Origin of the sequence: Exiguobacterium flavidum (genome assembly GCF_003344535.1) — a bacterium.
In the GTDB taxonomy this organism is placed as follows: domain Bacteria; phylum Bacillota; class Bacilli; order Exiguobacteriales; family Exiguobacteriaceae; genus Exiguobacterium_A; species Exiguobacterium_A flavidum.
The window spans coordinates 97,676-118,179 of record NZ_QPKS01000003.1 but is presented as its reverse complement, the minus strand read 5'-3'; the positions used below and the strand labels follow the sequence as shown (position 1 = coordinate 118,179).

General features: G+C 54.2%; 17 protein-coding genes. 16 read left to right on the top strand and 1 reads right to left on the bottom strand.

What is annotated here, in order from left to right; genetic code table 11:
• The first annotated feature begins 40 nt into the window (after nt 1–40).
• The 14 genes from DFG60_RS03885 to DFG60_RS03820 all read left to right on the top strand — a co-directional run bounded on the left by DFG60_RS03885 (nt 41) and on the right by DFG60_RS03820 (nt 18,203).
• Nucleotides 41–2,668, top strand: coding sequence for a glycosyltransferase (locus tag DFG60_RS03885; protein WP_114570429.1), 2,628 nt, complete (start codon nt 41–43; stop codon nt 2,666–2,668).
• The gene (locus tag DFG60_RS03880; RefSeq protein WP_232818613.1) at nt 2,665–3,675 is read left to right on the top strand and encodes a class I SAM-dependent methyltransferase; all 1,011 of its coding nucleotides are present in this window, start codon (nt 2,665–2,667) and stop codon (nt 3,673–3,675) included. The genes DFG60_RS03885 and DFG60_RS03880 overlap by 4 nt, the downstream gene beginning before the upstream one ends.
• Entirely contained in the window at nt 3,567–4,880 is a 1,314-nt protein-coding gene (locus DFG60_RS03875) for a glycosyltransferase family 4 protein (RefSeq protein ID WP_232818612.1), read from the top strand. Before DFG60_RS03880 ends, DFG60_RS03875 begins: the two co-directional genes overlap by 109 nt.
• The gene (locus DFG60_RS03870; protein ID WP_232818611.1) at nt 4,877–6,133 is read left to right on the top strand and encodes a glycosyltransferase; all 1,257 of its coding nucleotides are present in this window, start codon (nt 4,877–4,879) and stop codon (nt 6,131–6,133) included. The genes DFG60_RS03875 and DFG60_RS03870 overlap by 4 nt, the downstream gene beginning before the upstream one ends.
• Before the next feature lie 277 nt (nt 6,134–6,410).
• Nucleotides 6,411–7,703, top strand: a complete 1,293-nt coding sequence (locus DFG60_RS03865) for a nucleotide sugar dehydrogenase (RefSeq protein WP_114570427.1) — start codon at nt 6,411–6,413, stop codon at nt 7,701–7,703.
• On the top strand, nt 7,700–8,500 hold the full coding sequence (locus DFG60_RS03860; protein ID WP_114570426.1) for an ABC transporter permease: 801 nt from the start codon (nt 7,700–7,702) through the stop codon (nt 8,498–8,500). Before DFG60_RS03865 ends, DFG60_RS03860 begins: the two co-directional genes overlap by 4 nt.
• A gap of 11 nt (nt 8,501–8,511) precedes the next feature.
• The gene (tagH, locus tag DFG60_RS03855) at nt 8,512–9,363 is read left to right on the top strand and encodes a teichoic acids export ABC transporter ATP-binding subunit TagH (RefSeq protein WP_114570425.1); all 852 of its coding nucleotides are present in this window, start codon (nt 8,512–8,514) and stop codon (nt 9,361–9,363) included.
• Nucleotides 9,360–10,457 (top strand): non-hydrolyzing UDP-N-acetylglucosamine 2-epimerase, encoded by a 1,098-nt coding sequence (wecB, locus tag DFG60_RS03850; protein WP_114570424.1) that lies wholly within the window; start codon nt 9,360–9,362, stop codon nt 10,455–10,457. Before tagH ends, wecB begins: the two co-directional genes overlap by 4 nt.
• Nucleotides 10,454–10,948 carry a hypothetical protein gene (locus DFG60_RS03845; protein WP_114570423.1) on the top strand — a complete coding sequence of 165 codons (495 nt, stop codon included), beginning with the start codon at nt 10,454–10,456 and terminating at the stop codon, nt 10,946–10,948. The genes wecB and DFG60_RS03845 overlap by 4 nt, the downstream gene beginning before the upstream one ends.
• Nucleotides 10,938–12,326, top strand: a complete 1,389-nt coding sequence (locus DFG60_RS03840; RefSeq protein ID WP_114570422.1) for an MBOAT family O-acyltransferase — start codon at nt 10,938–10,940, stop codon at nt 12,324–12,326. The genes DFG60_RS03845 and DFG60_RS03840 overlap by 11 nt, the downstream gene beginning before the upstream one ends.
• A gap of 12 nt (nt 12,327–12,338) precedes the next feature.
• Nucleotides 12,339–13,538: a DHHW family protein gene (locus tag DFG60_RS03835; RefSeq protein WP_114570421.1), complete on the top strand. Its 1,200-nt coding sequence runs from the start codon at nt 12,339–12,341 to the stop codon at nt 13,536–13,538.
• Between the two features lie 4 nt (nt 13,539–13,542).
• On the top strand, nt 13,543–14,478 hold the full coding sequence (locus DFG60_RS03830; protein ID WP_408608650.1) for an LCP family protein: 936 nt from the start codon (nt 13,543–13,545) through the stop codon (nt 14,476–14,478).
• A gap of 203 nt (nt 14,479–14,681) precedes the next feature.
• Nucleotides 14,682–17,591 (top strand): type I pullulanase, encoded by a 2,910-nt coding sequence (pulA, locus tag DFG60_RS03825; RefSeq protein ID WP_114570419.1) that lies wholly within the window; start codon nt 14,682–14,684, stop codon nt 17,589–17,591.
• 51 nt (nt 17,592–17,642) lie between these two features.
• Nucleotides 17,643–18,203, top strand: a complete 561-nt coding sequence (locus DFG60_RS03820) for a GNAT family N-acetyltransferase (RefSeq protein WP_114570418.1) — start codon at nt 17,643–17,645, stop codon at nt 18,201–18,203.
• An 82-nt stretch (nt 18,204–18,285) separates the two neighbouring features.
• Here the strand turns inward: DFG60_RS03820 and DFG60_RS03815 are convergent, their stop codons facing one another.
• Nucleotides 18,286–19,545 (bottom strand): dicarboxylate/amino acid:cation symporter, encoded by a 1,260-nt coding sequence (locus tag DFG60_RS03815; protein ID WP_114570417.1) that lies wholly within the window; start codon nt 19,543–19,545, stop codon nt 18,286–18,288.
• A 303-nt stretch (nt 19,546–19,848) separates the two neighbouring features.
• Here DFG60_RS03815 and rpsU point away from each other — a divergent pair, with 303 nt between their 5' ends.
• Both rpsU and DFG60_RS03805 read left to right on the top strand, forming a co-directional pair.
• Nucleotides 19,849–20,022 (top strand): 30S ribosomal protein S21, encoded by a 174-nt coding sequence (rpsU, locus tag DFG60_RS03810; RefSeq protein WP_012369719.1) that lies wholly within the window; start codon nt 19,849–19,851, stop codon nt 20,020–20,022.
• Nucleotides 20,023–20,043: 21 nt separating this feature from the next.
• Complete coding sequence (locus tag DFG60_RS03805; RefSeq protein WP_114570416.1) at nt 20,044–20,496, top strand: GatB/YqeY domain-containing protein; 453 nt, start codon at nt 20,044–20,046, stop codon at nt 20,494–20,496.
• Nucleotides 20,497–20,504 lie beyond the last annotated feature (8 nt).

The following is a 20,504-nucleotide window of genomic DNA, read 5'->3' as shown; positions in this document are numbered from 1 at the left end:
ACTTGGGTGGAGATAAGAAAGAGGAAGGGATGTACCAGCTATGACGAATCAGCGTTTGGAACGGCAACTAGATAGACATCTGGCTTGGGTGCGTGAAGAACGGCGTCGCATCGAACGGGAAGAAGCTGCGAATAAAGACTCCTACGAGTCGTTGCGCGCACTACCTGTGCTGACCTTGCCGAAACAATTGGCGACGAAAAGGGGAGCAGATACGAAAACATACCAGGCGAACAGCAACCGGCATTACTTGGATCACGTTGCCTACGCAGGCATTCCGCTGCGAAGCGGGACACGATATTTCAAGAAGCGCCAGCTTGACGTGGCGATCGTCTGTTCAGAGTTCATGTATGCCTACTATGAGGACGCGTGGAATCTGCATTACTTGAATCCGGAGAACGAGGAGGAGGTATTCGCGAGGCATCTCGACCTGTTGCTCGTCGTGACATCATGGAAGGGCCTTAAAGGAGACGACTGGAGAGGGATCGCGTCACCGGAATCGAAGAAACGGCGAAAGCTGCTTGACATGATGGGGCGTGCGAAACAGGCGGGGGTTCCTGTCGTCTTCCAGTCGACGGAAGATCCGAGTAACTTCGAACGTTTCATCGACGTCGCAAAGGCGGCTGATTTCATCTTCACGTCCGATGAAGCGATGATTCCGGTCTACCGTGAGACTTGCGGGCATCGGAACATCGAAGCGATGTCGTTCGGCGTCAACCCGTTGATCCACAATCCGATTGGTGCGACGCGGAGCATGGAAAGACGCGTCCTGTTTGCCGGGAGCTGGATGGCGAAGTATCCGGAGCGGGTCAAGGATACGACGATTCTGTTCGACGGCGTACTTGGCTCGAATCATGGCCTTGACATCGTGGACCGGAATTATCATCTCGATCTGCCGGACTATCACTTCCCGGCCGCTTACGTGCAACACGTGGCGCCAGCCATTCAATACGATGCCCTGCAGCAGGTCAGCAAGTGCTATGACTGGGTCTTGAACCTGAACAGCATCAAATACAGTCCGACGATGTGCGCCCGGCGTATCTTCGAGTCGCAGGCGCTCGGCAACCTGATCATCTCGAATTACAGCATCGCGGTGAACAATTTGTTCCCGAACGTATTCACCGTGCATGATCAAACGGAAATCGGGTCGATTCTCGAACGGACGACACCGGAGGACATCGAGAGACTGAGGGCCGAAGGAATACGGCAAGTGATGGGGGGGCACACCGTCTATCATCGAATCGATCAACTCGTCCGAATGGTGAGCGGAGACTCGGCGAAGGAGAAACGGCGGCTGCTCGTCGTCATCGAAGATGAGGAGATGTCAGAGATGGTCGGGGAGCAAACCTTGCGCCCGGATCAGGTCATCGCCGTATCTGGTTTGACACCTGAACTCTATGATTCTGCCGATATCGTCGCGTACATGACGAACGCGACATACGGTGAATATTATCTGGAAGACCTCGTTTCGGGCTTCAAATACAGCGAAGCTGACGTCGTCCGAAAGGCCGGTCCGGGCGAGGACTCCTACCGGATCTCGGTGTCCACCGTAAAAAGGGATGGGGCTGCGGTCTGGCGAGAGTCTGTCCCCTATGAGGATTTCCTGGCAGGCGAATTCAATGGGGTCGTCCTGACGATCGATCATCTCGAATGGAACGAGACGAGATCGGAAGCAGACCCGGCGAAAAAAGAGTTGTCCGTCATCGTGCCGATCTACAACAACGGTGCGTATTTGACATACAAATGTTTTGCCAGCTTGAAACGGATGGATGGGTTCGAAAGTTCGGAAATCATTCTCGTCGATGATGGCTCGACGGAAGCCGAGACGCTCATGGCAATCCGCCGCTTGGCTCGACGGGAGCCGAATGTCCGCACGTTCTTCTTCGAGACCGGAGGGAGCGGCAGTGCGTCGCGTCCGCGCAACAAAGGGCTCGAGCTTGCGACGGCGCCGTTCGTGACCTATCTCGATCCCGACAATGAGGTGCTCAACGATCGCTATGCCCTGCTTTTACGAGAGATGAAGGAAGATGCGCAACTCGACTTCGCGGCTGGACACATGAAGAAGCTTGCGGAAAAGACGAGTATCATCGCACTGCCGACCGTTCGCGCTGCGAAGCGGGTCGTCCTTGACGATCCGAAACGTTTCCTGCTCGAGCACCACTTCGCGGTCCAAAGCATCCAGGCACTCGTAGCACGCCGGGAGTTCCTGCTCGAGCATAAACTCGAGATGGTCGTCGGAGCAGTCGGTCAGGATTCCCTGTTCTTCCAGGAGATGATGCTTGCCGCGAAACGAGTCCTGTTGATCAACAAGGTCATCCACTATTATTATGCAGCCGTCGCAGGATCGACGGTAAATTCCGTGACCCCGCGCTTTTTTGAACGCAGTGTCGTCAGGGAGAAGGCGAGAGCGGAGAAGTTCGCGAAGGCGGGCGTGCTCGATGCCTATAAGACACAGCGGTTCGAACATTTTTTCGAGCACTGGTATTTGGTGAAGCTCGAGAACAGCCAGAAGGAGGATCTCGAAGAGAACGTCGGATTGCTCCGGTCGATCATCGGTTTCTATGAACCGATCAAGTTGAGCCGGCCGAAGGTGAAGCGATTCAGGGATTATGCCGAGAGCGGTAACTTCCGTGCGATCGAAAAAATGGTGATGGAGGCTGATAAGCGATGAGTGAAGGGAAGACGGGCATGAAGCGGCCGCGTGATCAGATACGTGCAGCCTATTACAATGAGCTCGGTGCCGCGTTCGGGAAGAAGGTCAGGTCCCGCGTGCACTGGATCATCCGTGAGGCGAAGGGACGACAGATACTCGATATAGGCTGTTCGGGCGGAATCATACCGATCCTGCTCGGCAGGGAAGGTAAGGAGGTGCTCGGACTCGATATCTCGCCCGAAGCGATCGAAGAAGCGAATCAGACACTCGGTCACGAGGCGGAGTCCGTCCGCGAGCTCGTCGCGTTCGTCGAAGCGAACTTCATGACATATGAAATCGGGCAGCGCTTCGACTCCGTCCTCATGACGGAGGTCCTCGAGCATATCGGAGAGCCGGAGCGATTCATCGAACGGGCGCATTCGCTAACGAAGGCAGGGGGACGGATGATCGTCACCGTCCCGTTCGGCGTGAACGATTACCAGGATCACAAGCGGACCTACTATTTGCGCGAACTGATCGAGCAGTTGACGCCATACGGTGAAATCCAGAAAGTGGAACGGATAGATAAATGGCTCGGGATCGCGCTCGAGACATTCGAGGAAAAGATGCTCCCGCGTCAGATGACGGAAGAAGAAATCGCCTGGCTCGAGGATGCGTTCGAGGCGACAGAGCGGCGATATCTGGAGGAGATCATCTCCCTTAAGACTGAAGTGAAGAAGATGAGCAGCCATGAAGAAGAGGCGAAGAGAGTGCATGTGGATTCGAAGCGGAAGACTGATCTGATTGAATCGCTCGAACATGACCTGAAGATCCGGGAAGAACGGAACATCCAGCTGACAGAGCAGTACAAAGAACTTCTTGAGCGGTACGAGTCAGCGTTGACGCTCAACCAAGGACTGATGGAGGCGACTGAACGATGGAAAACGAGGTATCAAGCGCTGGCGAATTCGAAACTGGGGAAACTCGCGAAGGCGTACTGGAAAATCAGGCGGACAGGTTTCAGACGCGATCGGAAGAAGGGATGAACATCCTGCTCGTCTCACAAAACTTCTATCCGGAAATCGGCAGTGCGGCGAATCGGATGAAGAACGTGTTCAAACGCCTCGAACGCAGAGGCAACAGCGTCCATGTCCTGACGTCCGAGCCGATCTATCCGAATGCAGAAATCTACACGGACTCGATATTCTGGGATGAACCCTCGCTCGACGAATCACGGATCACGCGAATCCGGCCGCGTCGCCGCAATTCGACTGCGAACTTATGGAGAAGGCTTCGCGTGTTCATCGATCAATTCCTGCTCGCCGTCAAGGAAGTGCGAAACGATGACAGGTCGTACGACTGCATCTATGCAACGACCCCCTCCATATTCATGGGCTTCGTCGGAGTCATCGCGAAGCGGATCAAGAAGGCCCCACTCGTCCTTGACGTACGTGACCTTTGGCCGGAATCGCTGATCGGTGTAGGCATCACGAAATCACGTTTCCTGCTGACACCGCTCTATTTCCTCGAACGCCTGCTCTACCGTGAGGCGGACCAAATCATCATCAACAGCGAAGGGTTCGCCGGCTACATCGAGAAGAGCGGCGTATCGCCTGAGAAGATCCATTACGTTCCGAATTCGATCGAGGAGAACGAATGGTTGATCAAGAGGAGAAAGAAATCGGACCGGGTCCGCGTCATCTATACGGGAAACATCGGGCTCGCACAAGATCTGTTCCTGCTGCTCGATGTCGCGAAGCAATTCGTCGGCGAGGAGGGAATCGAATTCCGCGTCGTCGGATATGGCTATCATAAGCAGCAATTCGAGAAGATGATCGCTGAACGCGGACTGAAGAACGTCCAGTTCCTCGAGGCCATGCCTCGTTGGGATGCGCTCAAGGAGCTCGCGGCGAGCGACATCGCCTTCGCGACCCTCGTGCCGAGCACTGCGTTCGACACGGTCACGCCAGGAAAGCTGATCGATTACATGGCGATGGGATGCGCACTTGTCGGTTCAGTGTCTGGCCATGCGGCGCATGTGATCGAGGAGTCGGGAGCGGGTGTCGTGTCGCGGGATCGTGATGCGGAGCAGATTGCCCGCTATATCAGGGAACTTGCGCAAGACCCTGAACGGCGTAAACGGATGGGTGAGGCAGGCGTGAAGTATGTGACGGAACATTTCGATTGGGAACAGAACGAGGAGAAGCTGTTCACGGCACTTTCCTCGGTCAGACGGGAGGTGCGTGCATGAAGAAGCAAGTAGCGATGTTCGTCTGGAACACGTTCACGAACGACGCGCGGGTGTTAAGGGAATGTACGGCGCTCGTCGAGGCGGGGTATGAAGTGGAATTGTTCTGTCTGACAGATGGGAAATTGCCGAAACAAGAGTGGAACGAAGCAGGTTTCAAAGTTGTCAGGATCAATCGTGCTCCGATCGGCTCGGCATTCCTGAAGAAGTTTAGCAGGCGAAAACGAATTCTCTTAGCCACGCTCGGACTTGCCGTCTTGCTCCCTTTCCCTCCGCTCCTCATCCTCGGGGTCGGGACAGCTGTCTCGATGAAGAGCCGGTTCGTCAGGTATGCCCTCTACAACAGCTTTGGAATCATCCGGATGACGCGACAGGCGATGAAGAAGGAATACGACATCTACCATGCGAACGACCTCAATACGCTGCCTCAGGCCGTCATCGCAAGCAGTGGGAAACCGGTCATCTATGATTCGCATGAAGTACAGACGGACCGGACAGGTTACGGGCCAGCGCAAGGCATTCTCGAGCGTCTGCTCCTTCGTCATGTGACGGAGACGATGGTCGAAAACGATACGCGGGCAGCCTACCATGAGCATCGCTATGGTGTTTTGCCTCGAGTGTTGCACAATTACCCCTTCTATCAGGCAGAAGTACCTGTCGCACGTCCGCTCAGGCTTGAACTCGGGCTTCCTGCAGATGAGGCGATTTTGCTTTATCAAGGCGGCATCCAGGAAGGCAGAGGGCTCGAGAAGCTGATCGAGGCGATGCCGTTCATCGAGAAAGGGACGCTTGTCTTCATCGGGGACGGAAAGATCAAGCAGAAGCTCATACGCATGGCGAAAGAGCAAGGGACGGGAAGAATCCATTTCATCGATAAGGTGCCGCTCGCCGACCTGCCGGGCTACACGGCTGCAGCCACTGTCGGCTTTCAAGTCCTGCAGAACATCTGCTTCAATCATTATTCGGCCTCCTCGAACAAGCTGTTCGAATACATGGCTGCCGGCGTGCCTGTCGTTGCGGCTGACTTGCCTGAAATCCGTCGAGTCGTTGAAAAGGAGGGGACCGGAATCGTCGTCGATGCCGAAAATCCGAAAGCGATCGCTGATGCGGTGAACGAAATCGTCAAGGACGAAAGGCTGCGGTTGACGATGAAGCAGAATGCGCTCAAGGCGCGCGATGTCTATCACTGGGACGCCGAGAAGAAGTACCTGCTTGCGTGTTACGCGTCGGCTGTCGAAAAAGGAAGAGGAAATTGAAAATATGGTTTCTTATTCGTCAAACAAAGGGAATTCCATGTATATACAACTTCATATAAGTTCAGGCGCGGATATTTCATCTGGATTGTTCAGGTTTTTCGCAGAAACTTTACGTTATTTATAAAAATCGTCCCGTTTGTAAGTAACGTCAAGAGTAGTTTAAGAGATGGTAAGAACCCTTGGATTTCCATTGGAATCCCGATAACCTCAAGACGTCAGGTCATGAAAGGACAGTAGCTTGCGTGACCCATCATTCAACTAGACGGAGGAATCTACCATGAAACTTTGTACGATCGGACTTGGCTATATCGGTCTCCCATCATCCGCGATGTTCGCTGCCCACGGCGTCGATGTAGTCGGTGTAGACATCGACCCGGCAATCGTCGAGACGTTGAACTCAGGAGAAATCCATATCGAAGAACCTGGACTGGAGGACGTGATCAAACGTGTCGTAGCAGATGGAAAGTTCCGTGCCTCTCTCGTTCCCGAAAAGTCGGATGTGTTTTTGATTGCCGTCCCGACGCCGAACCGGGACGACGCTGAGAAATCATGCGACCTCACATACGTGCTATCTGCCGTTCGGAATACATTGCCTTATCTCGAAGCAGGGAATGTCCTGATCGTCGAGTCGACGATCGCACCGCGAACGATGGATGATCACGTCTTGCCGCTCATCGAAGCGGCAGGGTTCAAGGTCGGTCGAGACCTCTTCCTCGTTCATTGTCCGGAACGCGTCTTGCCTGGTCAAATCCTGCACGAACTCATCTACAATAACCGGATCGTCGGCGGCATCACGCCGGCATGCGCGGAAGCAGGGGCGAAAGTGTACGGGACATTCGTCCAAGGGGAGGTCGTCAAGACGGACGCGAAGACGGCCGAGATGTCGAAGTTGATGGAGAACACGTTCCGGGATGTCAACATCGCACTTGCGAACGAACTCGCTAAAATCTGTCATCATCTCGAAATCGACGTCCTCGATGTCATCAAGATGGCGAACATGCATCCACGGGTGAACTTGCATCATCCGGGACCGGGTGTCGGAGGACACTGCCTTGCGGTCGATCCGTATTTCATCGTCGCGAAGGCTCCGGAGCAGGCACGCATCATCCGGACCGCCCGCGAGACGAACGCCTCGATGCCGCGATTCGTTTCAGAGCGATCGAGAGACCTCCTTTCGAACATCAAGAATCCGAAAGTCGCCGTGTTCGGTGTCACCTATAAGGGGAACGTCGACGACATGCGTGAAAGTCCTGCCGTCGAGGTCATCCATCAGTTGCTCGATTCGGGCATCGACGTCTCGGTCTGTGATCCGCACGTCGAGCGTTCGATCTCTCCGCGCTTCGAACTGACTGACGAGACGAGCGCATTACAAGGTGCGGACCTCGCACTCGTCCTCGTCGACCACGATGAGTTCAAGCAGTTCAGCGCCGTACGGTTGAAAAGTCTGATGCGTCAGACGCTTCTATTCGATACGAAGGCAATCGTAGCCCCTATGGCCGGCGTGACGGTACTCAATTACGGCAACCTGCATACGTACCGTCCTGAGCAAGCGGATGTGCATACGGCATGAACGCCATCCAGACCGTTCTAAAAGAGCTGAAAGATCATCTATATTTGATCTTTCGGCTTTCACTTTATGAGATGAAGAGCCAGTACAGCATGCAGTATCTCGGGTGGTTCTGGGAAATCATGACCCCGCTTCTGCAGATTGCGGTCTATTGGGTCGTTTTCGGGTTCGGGATCAGGGGAGGCAGCCCGGTCGACGGCATCCCGTTCGTACTCTGGCTCGTCAGCGGCTTGATTGCCTGGTTCTTCGTCGGCAGCGGTATTCCTGGAGGGACGCGTTCGATCTACGGCAGGGTCGCCCTCGTCTCGAAGATGCATTTCCCGCTCAGTACGATACCGGCTTACGTCATCCTGGCACAATTCTATCGCCACGTCGCGATGATTTTCCTGACGGTCATCCTTGCTGCGGCATTCGGCTATCTGCCGGGCTGGCATACGCTGCAGCTGTTCTATATCGTGCCGGCAGGCGTCATCTTCCTCTATGCATTGTCCCTGCTGCTTTCTGCGCTTGCGACGATGATCCGGGACGTCCAGAACGTCGTCACATCGAGCATCCGGATGCTGATGTATTTGACACCGATCATGTGGGTGCCGCCGGACCACGAGCTGTTCCGGATGCTGTTGATGATCAATCCGCTCGTCTACATCGTCGAAGGTTACCGATCGGCCATCATCGGCACAGGGTTTCTGATGGAACATGTCTGGTACGGCGTCTACTTCTGGAGTGTCGTCGGATTGATCCTGTTCGTCGGGGCGGCCGTCCATGTCAGGTTCCGCCGGTATTTCATCGACTATGTGTAAGGAGGGGCAAGATGGAGCACGTCGTGTTTGAAAATGTGTCGAAACGCTATGTCCTGTATGACAAGCCGATCGACAAGCTGAAGGAAGTCCTCTTCGGAAAAATCAATGGAAAAGCATTCTATGCGCTCAAGAATATTTCATTCTCCGTCGAGGAAGGCGAGATCGTCGGCATCGTCGGCATCAACGGCAGCGGCAAGTCGACGCTTTCGCAGCTGCTCGCGAACGTCACCCCACCGACATACGGACGGGTGACGCTACGCGGGAAATCAGCGCTGATCGCCATCTCGAGCGGATTGAACAACCAGTTGACGGGCAGGGACAACATCGAACTAAAAGGGTTGATGATGGGGTTGACGAAGAAACAGATCGATGTTATCACGCCGGATATCCTCGAATTCGCGGATATCGGCGACTTCATCGATCAGCCGGTCAAGACGTACTCGAGCGGGATGAGGGCGAGGCTCGGATTCGCGATCTCGATCAACATCGACCCGGACATCCTCGTCATCGACGAGGCGTTGTCGGTCGGGGATCAGACGTTCACGGAGAAGTGCCTCGATAAGATGCGTGAGTTCCGTGACCGAGGAAAGACGATCTTCTTCATCAGTCATTCCCTCAGTCAGGTGCGCCAATTCTGTTCGAAGGTGATGTGGCTCGAGTACGGGGAAATCCGTGAGTTCGGTCCGACCGAGGAGGTCATGGCGGAGTACAACAAATACCTCCACTGGCACAAACAGATGCCAAAACGGCAAATCACAGATTATGTGACACGCAAGCGACAGGAGCGAGGGAATGAAGCGGTCGAATCGATCCGTGGTGAAACCGTCGTCGAAAGCGAGTCAGACAGGAGAATCTCTTCATGAAAAAAGTCATGCTAGTATTCGGAACACGACCAGAAGCAATCAAGATGGCACCGCTTTGCGAAGCACTGAAAAAAAGAGAGGGAGTGAAGCCAGTCGTCGTCGTCACGGCGCAACACCGTGAAATGCTCGATCAGGTACTCGATCTGTTTCAAATCGTGCCCGACCATGACCTCGACTTGATGGCTCCTCGCCAGACGCTCGAGGAATTGACGGCTCGAATCCTCAGTGGGATGAAGGCAGTGCTCGAGACGGAAAAGCCTGATCTCGTCCTCGTCCATGGAGACACGACGACGACGTTCGCTACGTCGCTCGCCGCCTTCTATCAGCAGATTCCGATCGGGCATGTCGAGGCCGGTCTAAGGACATATGAGAAATATTCGCCGTTCCCGGAGGAAATGAACCGTCAGCTGACCGGCGTTCTCGCGGACATTCATTTCGCTCCGACGGAACAGGCGGCAGAAAATCTCCGGCGCGAAGGTAAGGTTACGAATGTCCACGTCACGGGAAACACGGTGATCGATGCGCTCAAGACGACGGTGAAGGACTCCTATGTACATCCGGTGCTCGAGCGAATCGGGGAGAGGCGCCTTGTGCTGCTGACGGTCCATCGGCGGGAAAATCACGAGCGTCTTTCAGTCATTTTCGACGCGATCATCCGGTTGCATGCCGCACACCCCGACATCGAAATCGTCTTCCCCGTCCATCCGAATCCGGTCGTGCTGGAGGCTTCGCGGAAACTTGAGGGGATTGAGCGAATCCATTTGATTGAGCCGCTCGATGTGTTCGACTTCCATAACTTCGCGGCGCGCTCGACGCTGATTTTGACGGATTCTGGCGGAATACAGGAAGAAGCGCCGTCGCTCGGTGTGCCGGTGCTCGTCCTGCGGGATACGACGGAGCGGGGAGAAGGAGTGGCGGCCGGGACACTTCGCCTCGTCGGGACGAATCCGCGTTCCATCTTCGAATCGGGAGATGAACTCCTGAGCGATCCAGCGGCATGTGCCAAGATGGCGCAAGCGAGTAACCCATACGGAGACGGGCATGCTTCCGAACGAATCGTCGATGCCATCATGTTGGAAGAGGTCACGGTATGAATGAAATCCGTCCTTTGCGGCTCGCATGCTACCAGTTCTATCCGCAAGGGACGAAAGAGAAGGCGACGATCCTCGAGACAGAGGCCGGAATCAAGTTCGAGTTCAACGGCGCGGAAGAGGAGGACAAGCTGTATGTCCAGCTGTTCGACCAATCCTTTCAATACCCGCCGTCGAAGGTGTATCGCAAGGATGCGAGCTTCAACGACTCAGACCGGATAAGGTTCATCTTCACCTTCGAAGTGGAGTCGCCCCTCGAAGTCCAGCTGTTCAAAATGCAATACGGGAACACGAAGAGGATGCGATCCGAGACGGAGACGGTCGTCCTCTCGGGGCACGAATCACTACCGGTCGAAATCGAACGGGTCGAAGGTGCCGTCTATTTCAAAATTGCGTTCAAGTTCATAGGGACAGGCGATTTCGCGGTGCGATTGACGAACCTGTCCTGCGAGTTGATATCCTTTGCTGAAAGGGGGCAGGATCATGTTATTTAGCTCGACAGTCTTTTTGTTCCTGTTCCTGCCGCTCGTCTTGATCGTCTATCACACGTTGCCCCGCCGGTTCCGAAACCTGTGGCTCTTGCTTGCAAGTCTGTTCTTCTATGCCTGGGGGGAGCCGAAGTTCGTGACGATCATGTTGCTCAGCATCTGCGTGAACTACTTGTTCGCGCTGTTCGTTCACCGCTACCGGGAGCATGTCTCGGTCAAATGGATCATGGCGGCGATGATCGTCGTCAACCTTTCGATCCTCGGCTGGTTCAAGTACAGCGGCTTCTTCATGACGACAGTCAATCAGTCATTCGGTCTCGAGTTGTTCGTCCCGAACGTCGTCTTGCCGATCGGGATCTCCTTCTTTACGTTCCAGGCAATGAGCTACGTCATCGATGTCTATCGCGAGAAGGGACAGGTGCAAAAGAATCCGCTTGATCTTGCGCTTTATATCGCCCTGTTCCCCCAGTTGATCGCGGGTCCGATCGTGCGCTATGAGACGGTCGCGACCGAAATCAATGACCGGCATGAGACGGTGCCGGAATTCGCACACGGGGTAAGGCGTTTCATCGTCGGTCTGTCGAAGAAGCTGATTCTCGCGAACGGTTGCGGGCAGGTGGCAGACACGATCTTCAATATGAATGATTTGTCGATGGGCCTCGCCTGGATCGGGGTCATCGCATATGCGTTACAAATCTATTTCGACTTCTCCGGATACAGCGATATGGCAATCGGCCTCGGTCTCATGTTCGGCTTCCATTTCCTCGAGAACTTCAACTATCCGTATATCTCGCGTTCGGTGACTGAATTTTGGAGACGTTGGCATATCTCGCTCGGGACGTGGTTTCGTGACTACGTCTACATCCCGCTTGGAGGTAACCGGAAGGGGCCATTCAATCAGTACAGAAACCTGGCGATCGTCTGGCTCTTGACCGGGCTATGGCACGGGGCGAGCTGGACATTCGTCGCATGGGGTGCCTATTACGGCATCTGGATCATGATCGAGAAGGCGTTCCTCGGGAAATGGCTGAAAAAAGTGCCGGCGCTCGCGCACGTCACGACATTGATTCTCGTGCTCGTCGGCTGGGTGTTCTTCCGGGCGGAGACCTTCCCGGACGCCATCGCGTATCTGCAAGCGATGTTCCTGCCGCAAGAAGTATGGGATGCGAGGGCGACCTATCAGCTCGTCCAAAACGGTGTATTGCTGGTCATCGCCTGCATCGCAGCCACCCCGATTCCGCTCTACTTCGGGACGATCATCGTCAAGAAACTCGGACCGGTCGGACTTTCCGTGCAATACGGATATGCGATGCTTCTATTTTTCCTCGCGACTGCCGCACTTGTCGCGAGCACGTTCAATCCGTTCATTTATTTCAGATTTTAAGGAGGTGCAATCATGCAACGGATAGTGCGACCTGGTCAAAACGAAGAGCGTAAGTCGTTGCCCGTGAAGCGGAAATTCAACTTCGAAGACTGGATGATGCGTTTGACGATCGCCTCCTTCCTCATCGTCCTGCTGGCCGTCGGGACGTGGACGATCATCAAGGAGGACCGTGTCGCTTCCCAGCTCGAGAACCGAAAGCTCGCGACGCTCCAGTCACCGACCGTCGACAGTGTCGTCAGCGGAGAATATGCACAATCGTTCGAGAAATACTTCACTGATCAGCTCGCGCTCAGAGGGACGCTCGTCGAAGCACAGGCGCTCGTCGCGCGGGAATTCCTCAGACAGCCGTTCCGAAACGGAATCTATACCGCACGCAACGGTTACATGATTGAACCTGCCGACACGAAGACTCGACCGGTGCCGGAAGCATTCAAGAAATTCGCGAGTGACGTCGGCGTACCTGTTTATTTCGCCTTGGCTCCGTCGAAGACCGTCATAGCGGAGAAGCAGGGGATTTTACCGTCCTATGTCGCCTCGAACGCGACCGAGCGGCACGATGCCATGATCGACCAGGTCGAGGCGAAAGGGATAGAGTCGATCTCACTTGATGATCTGCGGATCGAGAACTACTTCAAGACCGACCACCACTGGAACATCGACGGGGCATATATCGCCTATGCGGAAATCACAGGAGCGCTCAAACAGAAGTTTCCTGAGATCGAGTTATCTGAAATGAATCCGGCAGACAAGAAGCGGAGCGGGGAAAGCTATTACGGCTCACTCGCCCGCAAGACGACTCTCGCCTATGTGCAGAGCGCTGATACGATCGAGTATTACGGACCAGAACAATTCAAGGGGCTCGACGTCTGTTACGACGGTAAATGTGGAAACAAGGTCATCGATGAGTCCTTCATGCGGAAGAAGGGAGATTATGTCGACCGGTACGAGGCTTTTCTCAACGGAAACCATGGATTGATGTCGATCAGCTCGAAAGAGGATGGTCCGAGGATTCTCGTCGTCAAGGACTCCTTCGCAAATCCTGTCTTGCCTTTCCTTGCGCGCAGCATGGATATCGAGGTCGTCGACATTCGCTACACGAAGAAGTCGTTCGATGTGTCGGACTATGCGAAGGAAAAGCAGGTCGATGCCGTCCTGTTCCTCCACAACTCGAACATCTCAGGTATGATGCCGATGTACGAACGGACTCTGTAAGGAGGTGCTCCCATTGCAATCACGAACGAACCGGAAAGGAAAGAGGAATGTCTGGCGCATCATCAGCACAGTCCTGCTGCTGCTGGTCCTCGTACTCAGTGCGACGTCCGGTTTTGCCTTCTTGAAAATTCAAGAGACGACGAGCACTTTGCTGAAACCGATGAGCGGCGAGAAGAAACAGCCGCTTCGCGCGATGCGACCGTTCCATATCCTTCTGATTGGAGTCGACGAACGGGAAAACGACAAGGGGCGGGCGGATGCGCTTCTCCTCCTCTCGTTCAATCCGAAGACGGAAAAGGCGAAATCGCTTTCGATTCCGCGTGATCTGCATGTCGAGCTCGAAAGCGGGGAGAAGACGAAAATCAACCACACATATGCCTACGGAGGAGTGGATGAGACTGTCAGCGCCGTCGAACGGCTGCTTGAGATCGACATCCCTTATTACGCCAAAATCAACATGGAAGGTCTGATCGATCTCGTCGACGCGGTCGGAGGGATAACCGTCGATAATCCGTCTGCTTTCAGCTGGAATGACCGGCGTCTCCAAAAGGATTACCCGAAAGGCAATATCGAGTTGAACGGATTGGAAGCGAGCGGCTACGCGCGGATGCGAAAAGATGATCCACTCGGGGATACGGGCCGGCAAATCAGACAGCGTCAAGTGCTGCAGGCCGTCGTCAAAAAACTGAAGCGTACTGACACGCTGTTCCGTTACGATAAGCTTGCGAAAGTGATGGAGAAAAACATCCAGACGAACGTGACCTTCGAGGAAGCGACGCAGCTGGCGGAAGAGAACAGGAAAGGATTTGATCAGCTGCGTCCTCTGACTCTCGAAGGGGAAGGGTACATCGCGAAGGACGGTGTCTGGTATTTCTTCGCGGACGAAAGTTCTCTCTCGTCAGTCAAGCAGAAGCTCGATCGTCTGATCGAGGAGCGCTGAAAAAACAACAGGAGACCGGCTTCCGCACAATCGGAAGCCGGTCTTTTTGGTCTGGAACGAATCGCTTGAACAGGAGGGATTGTTTATCCTCCGTCCAGTGGTCTGACAAAAGAGGAGAAAGTCCTATTTTTTTCATGTGGTGAAATATCTTTTGACAGGAATGTTTTTTATAGGCAAACTATTCGTGAAAGCGATTTCACCGAATGGGAGGAACGACATTGGATATTTTGAGACGCGCATGTGCAGTTGTGCTAACGTTTGCACTGATATTGACGCTGTTCCCGAACATGGGACTTGCAGCCGACGACAAGACACTCGTCATCATCCATTACAAGGAGGATGCAGCGAACCCGCATGACTGGAACCTGTGGCTTTGGACGAACGGGCCGGACCATTTCCCGAACAAGGCCCATCCTTTCAACGCGGAGGATGAATACGGGAAGATTGCTATCTACGAATTGCCGGTCGACCAGCCGGAAAAAATCGGATTCATCGTCCGCGATGACAACTGGTCGAAGGATGCAGGATCGGAAAATGATCGTTTCATCACGCAAGACATGATCAAGGACGGCGTGGCTGAAGTGTGGATCGAGTCCGGCAAGACGGGGATCAACACGTCAAATCCTACTCAAGGTACAGACGTCGAACACGTGAAGACGAACGTCCACTACTATCGATACAATGGCGACTACGCGCAATTCGGCGCATGGTCGTGGCCGAAGAACGGCGACGGTAGACGTTTCGAATTCAATCAGACGGATGCGTTCGGTGCAGTCGCGACAGTCGAACTCGACAATGCGACGAAGCAACGTCTCGCCGGCATCATCCCTCATAAGGAGGGCTGGTCGGAGAAGGACGGAGAAGATCGATTTTTCTATGCAGGAGCGAAGGACATCTGGCTGATCCAGGGCGATTCGACGATTTATTACAGTGAGCCTGAAATCGACCGGACGCCGCGAATCTCGAGTTTCGTTGCGGACTCATTCCGCGAGATGACGCTCAAGACGAATACGCCTTTGACGGAGGCGCAGTTGAAGGAGTTCAGCTTTACGAACCTCGAGATGCCGGGCTTGACGCTCATCGATTCGAAGACGGTTCAGGTGAAGGTCGAAAGAGACATCGATCTCGCGAAGACGATCACAGCGACGCACCCTGCGTTCGAAGGAGCGACGCTCGAAGCGGGGAAAGTGCTCCGTTCAGAAGAATTCGATGCGAAATACGCTTACGACGGCAAACTCGGCACGTCGTACAAGAAATCGAAGACGTCTTTCCGTCTGTGGGCGCCGACTGCGCAGACGGTCGAGCTCGAGCTGTACCGTCTACAAAAGAAGTCGCCGACGACCGCGAAGGACATCTATAGCGAAATCGAGATGAAGCGCGAGGCGAAGGGGACGTGGGTCGCGACAGTCAAAGGCGACCTCGATGAGATCGGATATACGTTCGAGGTGAAACACGCGAAGGACACTGTCCGTGCGGTCGACCCTTACGCGACGGCCGTATCGGTCAACGGCGATCAAGGTGTGATCGTCGATATGAAAGAGACCAATCCGAAGCGCTGGTCGTCTGACAAACCGAAGTTGAGACGAGCGACGGACGCCATCATCTATGAGACGCATGTCCGTGATCTCTCGATGTATGACGTGACAGACAGCGGTTATGATTCAGGCATCAAGAACAAAGGGAAGTATCTCGGCGTCATCGAACAAGATACACGATTGACGAAGGGCGGTAAGAAGCTCGCGACGAAGACAGGGCTAGACCATCTGAAAGAGCTTGGGATCACACACGTCCAGTTCATCCCGGTCTACGATTTCAATACGGCTTCAGTCGATGAGACGAATCCGCTCAAGACCTACAATTGGGGATACGATCCGAAGAACTACAATGCGCCGGAAGGCTCGTACTCGACGAACCCATATGCGCCGAAAGTCCGGATCATGGAGATGAAGCAGATGATCCAGGGACTTCACGATAATGGATTGCGCGCCGTGATGGACGTCGTCTACAATCATATGTTCGATGCGAAAGCGTCGAACCTCGATAAAATCGTACCTGGTTATTATTACCGCTACACGGAATCGGGTGATCTCGCGAACGGGACGGGTGTCGGCAACGATACCGCTTCTGAGCGTAAGATGATGCAGAAGCTGATCGTCGACTCGGTCGCATACTGGGCTTCTGAATATCACTGGGATGGGTTCCGCTTCGACTTGATGGGTATCCATGACGTCGAAACGATGAATAAAGTCCGAAAAACGGTCGACAGCATCAATCCGACGATTCTCGTCTTCGGGGAGGGCTGGGATCTCGGCACGCCGCTCGCCGCCGAGCAAAAGGCAAACCAGAACAATGCCGCTAAGATGCCGCATATCGGACATTTCAATGATAACTTGCGCGACGCCCTGAAAGGCAGCGTCTTCCTCGATACCGATGCCGGCTTCGTCAACGGCAAGGATGGGATGGAGGCACGGATCAAGCGCGGGATCGTCGGTGAAATCCAGTACGACGAGAACATCAAAGGGTTCACGACGGAACCGGACCAGGCGATCACTTACGTCGAGGCGCATGACAACCATACGCTTTGGGATAAGCTGAACCTGACGAACCCCGCTGAATCGGATGCGACGAGAACGAAGATGCACCGTCTCGCCTCGAGCATCGTTCTGACGTCACAAGGCACGACGTTCATCCATGCCGGCCAGGACTTCATGCGGACGAAGAACGGGGACCACAACTCGTACAAGTCTCCCGACAGCGTCAACCAGCTCGACTGGAAACGGAAGATGGACCGTCAGGCAGACGTCGATTACATGAAAGGCTTGATCGCGATCCGGAAGGACAACCCGGGTCTGCGCCTGGCGACAGCGAAGGAAATCAAGGCTGCCCTTTCATTCATGGAGGCGCCTGCGAAGGTAGTCGCCTATAAGGTTGAGCAGGAGAAGGGTGACCTCTATGTCATCCATAACGCGAACAAGGGCAGCGTCAGCATCAAGCTGCCTGAAGGCACCTGGTCTCTCGTCGCAGACGGGACGAGATCCGGAACGAAGACGTTGAAGCACGTCAGCGGAATCGTCGAAGTGTCAGGCCTCTCATCGTTCGTCTTAAAAAAATAAGGAAATCTTCCCCGCTTGTCTTAGACTGATGAAGACAAGGGGGGAATTTTCATGAATCCGATATTGATTGAAGTGCCGGAATCGTTCGAGACGGACCGTCTCCTGATCCGGATGCCGCGAAAAGGAGACGGTGAGGCAGTCCATGCTGCCATCGAGGCTTCGCTCGAGGAGCTGAAGCCATGGATGGAGTTCGCCCATCTCGATCAGACGGTCGATGATGTCGAGGTCAACCTCAGGCAAGCGATCGCCGACTTCATTCTCCGGACCAATCTTCGCTACCTCGTCTTCGAGAAGGAAAGCGGTCGTTTCATCGCCTCGAGTGGTCTGCAGCGCATAAACTGGTCGATCCCGAAGTTCGAAATCGGTTACTGGGCAGTTACGAACGAGACGGGAAAGGGGTACGTCACGGAAGCGGTCGAGGGACTGAGCAGGGTGGCGTTTTCTCAGCTCGGCGCGAAGCGAATCGAGATTCGCTGCGACTCGGATAACCATGCGAGCCGGCGCGTCGCTGAGAAGGCCGGTTTTCGTCTTGAGGCAGTCCTCGAGCAGGAAGGTCTCCGGGTCGACGGCGGTGGAACGAAGGATACATGCGTCTTCGTCCGACTCACTTGAACGGAGAACTGAAAAAGCTGCACCTGTCTGAGGCTTCGAGGCCTCGGGGACAGGTGCAGCTTTTTTAAAGGTGATTTTCTTCTTAGGCGTACTGTTCTTCTTCGTCCTCGTCCTCTTCGGCAGAGAGGTTCTTCTCTTCCGATTTAGAGACGACGACGGCGCATGCCGCGTCACCCGTGATGTTGACGGCCGTCCGCATCATGTCGAGCAGACGGTCGACGCCGAGGATGAGGGCGATTCCTTCGACGGGAAGGTTGACGGACTGGAGGACCATCGTCAACATGACGAGGCCGACCCCTGGTACACCGGCCGTTCCGACCGAAGCGAGCACTGCCGTCAGGACGACAGTCGCGAGCTGAGCGACGGTAAGCTCCTGGCTATAGACTTGCGCGATGAAGACGGTCGCGACACCCTGCATGATTGCCGTACCGTCCATGTTGATCGTCGCACCGAGGGGCTGGACGAAGCTAGAGACGGAGCGCGGCACCTTCAATTCCTTCTGCGCAGTCTGCATGGCGACAGGGAGCGTCGCATTCGACGATGACGTCGAGAAGGCGAACAACATGACCGGTGCGAACTTCCTGAAGAAGAAGAACGGGTTCATCTTGCCGATCAATGCGACGGTCGAGCCATAAGTGATGACTGAATGGAGGATGAGCGCACCGATGACGACGATCATGTACCAGAACATCGCTTTCAATGAATCGAATCCTTGTGATCCGACAGCGGAAGCGATCAATGCGAACGCGCCGATTGGTGCGAACTTCATGACGAGACCGATCAGGTAGGTCATCAGATCGTTGCCTTGCTCGATGAACTGGCGAAGGACAGGGACCTTGTTTCCGAGGAACGTGATCCCGAACCCGATGAAGACGCTGAAGACGATGATCTGCAACATGTTGCCTTCCGCCATCGAAGCGATCGGGTTCGTCGGGAACATCCCGGTGATCGTGCCGATGAGGCTCGTGTCAGGAATTTCTCCCACTTCATTCTTCAGTCCTTCCGTGACGAAGATACCGCGCTCACCCGGTTTGACGATCAAGGCGAGTGCGAGTGCGATGACGATGGCGACTGCCGTCGTCGTCAGGAAGTATCCGATCGCCTTGCCGCCGACACGTCCGAGCTCCCTCGGATTGCCGAGACCCATGACACCGAGTGCGATCGAGAAGAAGACGATCGGCACGACGAGCATCTTGATCAAGTTCAGGAAAATCGTCCCAAGCGGTTTCAATGCGTATAGATCGATTTTCGTATAAATCGATTTATCCGGCAGGGCAGCGAGGACGAGACCGACGACGATTCCGAGCGCTAGACCCCAAAGGATGCGTTTTGCTTCTTTCATAGTTCCACTCCTTGCAAACGTAATGTCTCCATTCTTACACAATGTTCACCGAATTGACAAAACATTTCAATTCCATTACGAAAGCGGTTACATCGATATTTCAATTGAAATGAATTTCAGCTGTGAGAAATGGTTGTCAAACGAGGAAGGACATGAGACGATAAGGGAATATAAAAGGCATATGACCGGTCAGGAAGAACAGGTCAATCAACTATTGACCATTCTGTATATTCCTACTATAATGTTGTATGACGTGTCTGACACGTTTCCTTTAGTCGGTAATATCGGAGGGAGGGAAAACTAGTGGAAACTCGTGTACGTAAAAATGAATCACTTGAAGATGCTCTTCGCCGCTTCAAACGTGGTGTTTCAAAAGATGGTACGCTTGCAGAGGTTCGTAAACGCAAACACTACGAAAAACCAAGTGTAAAACGTAAGCTTAAATCGGAGGCTGCGCGTAAGCGTAAGAAGTTCTAACGTTAGAGAGGGTGTATCCTCATGAGTCTTCAAGAGCGTTTGACAGTGGATATGAAGGAAGCCATGCGTGCGAAAGCAAAGGACCGTCTGACGACGATCCGCATGGTGAAATCGTCCCTGCAAAATGAAGCGATTAAACTCGGGAAGCAAGAATTATCTGATGAGGAGGAACTCACCGTGCTCGCACGTGAGATGAAGCAGCGCAACGACTCCCTCCGAGAATTCGAAAGCGCTGGTCGTCCTGACCTCGTCGAGAAAATTCAAGCAGAGATAATCGTGCTCGAAGCTTATATGCCAGAACAGCTTTCTGAAGAAGAAGTCAAAGAGGTCGTCGACGCAGCAATTGCGAAGACGGGTGCTTCGGCTCCTTCCGACATGGGAAAAGTGATGGGTGTCGTCATTGGCCAGCTGAAAGGCAAGGCGGACGGCGCATTGATCAATCGTCTCGTCAAGGAACGATTGAAACAAGCATGATGAACAGG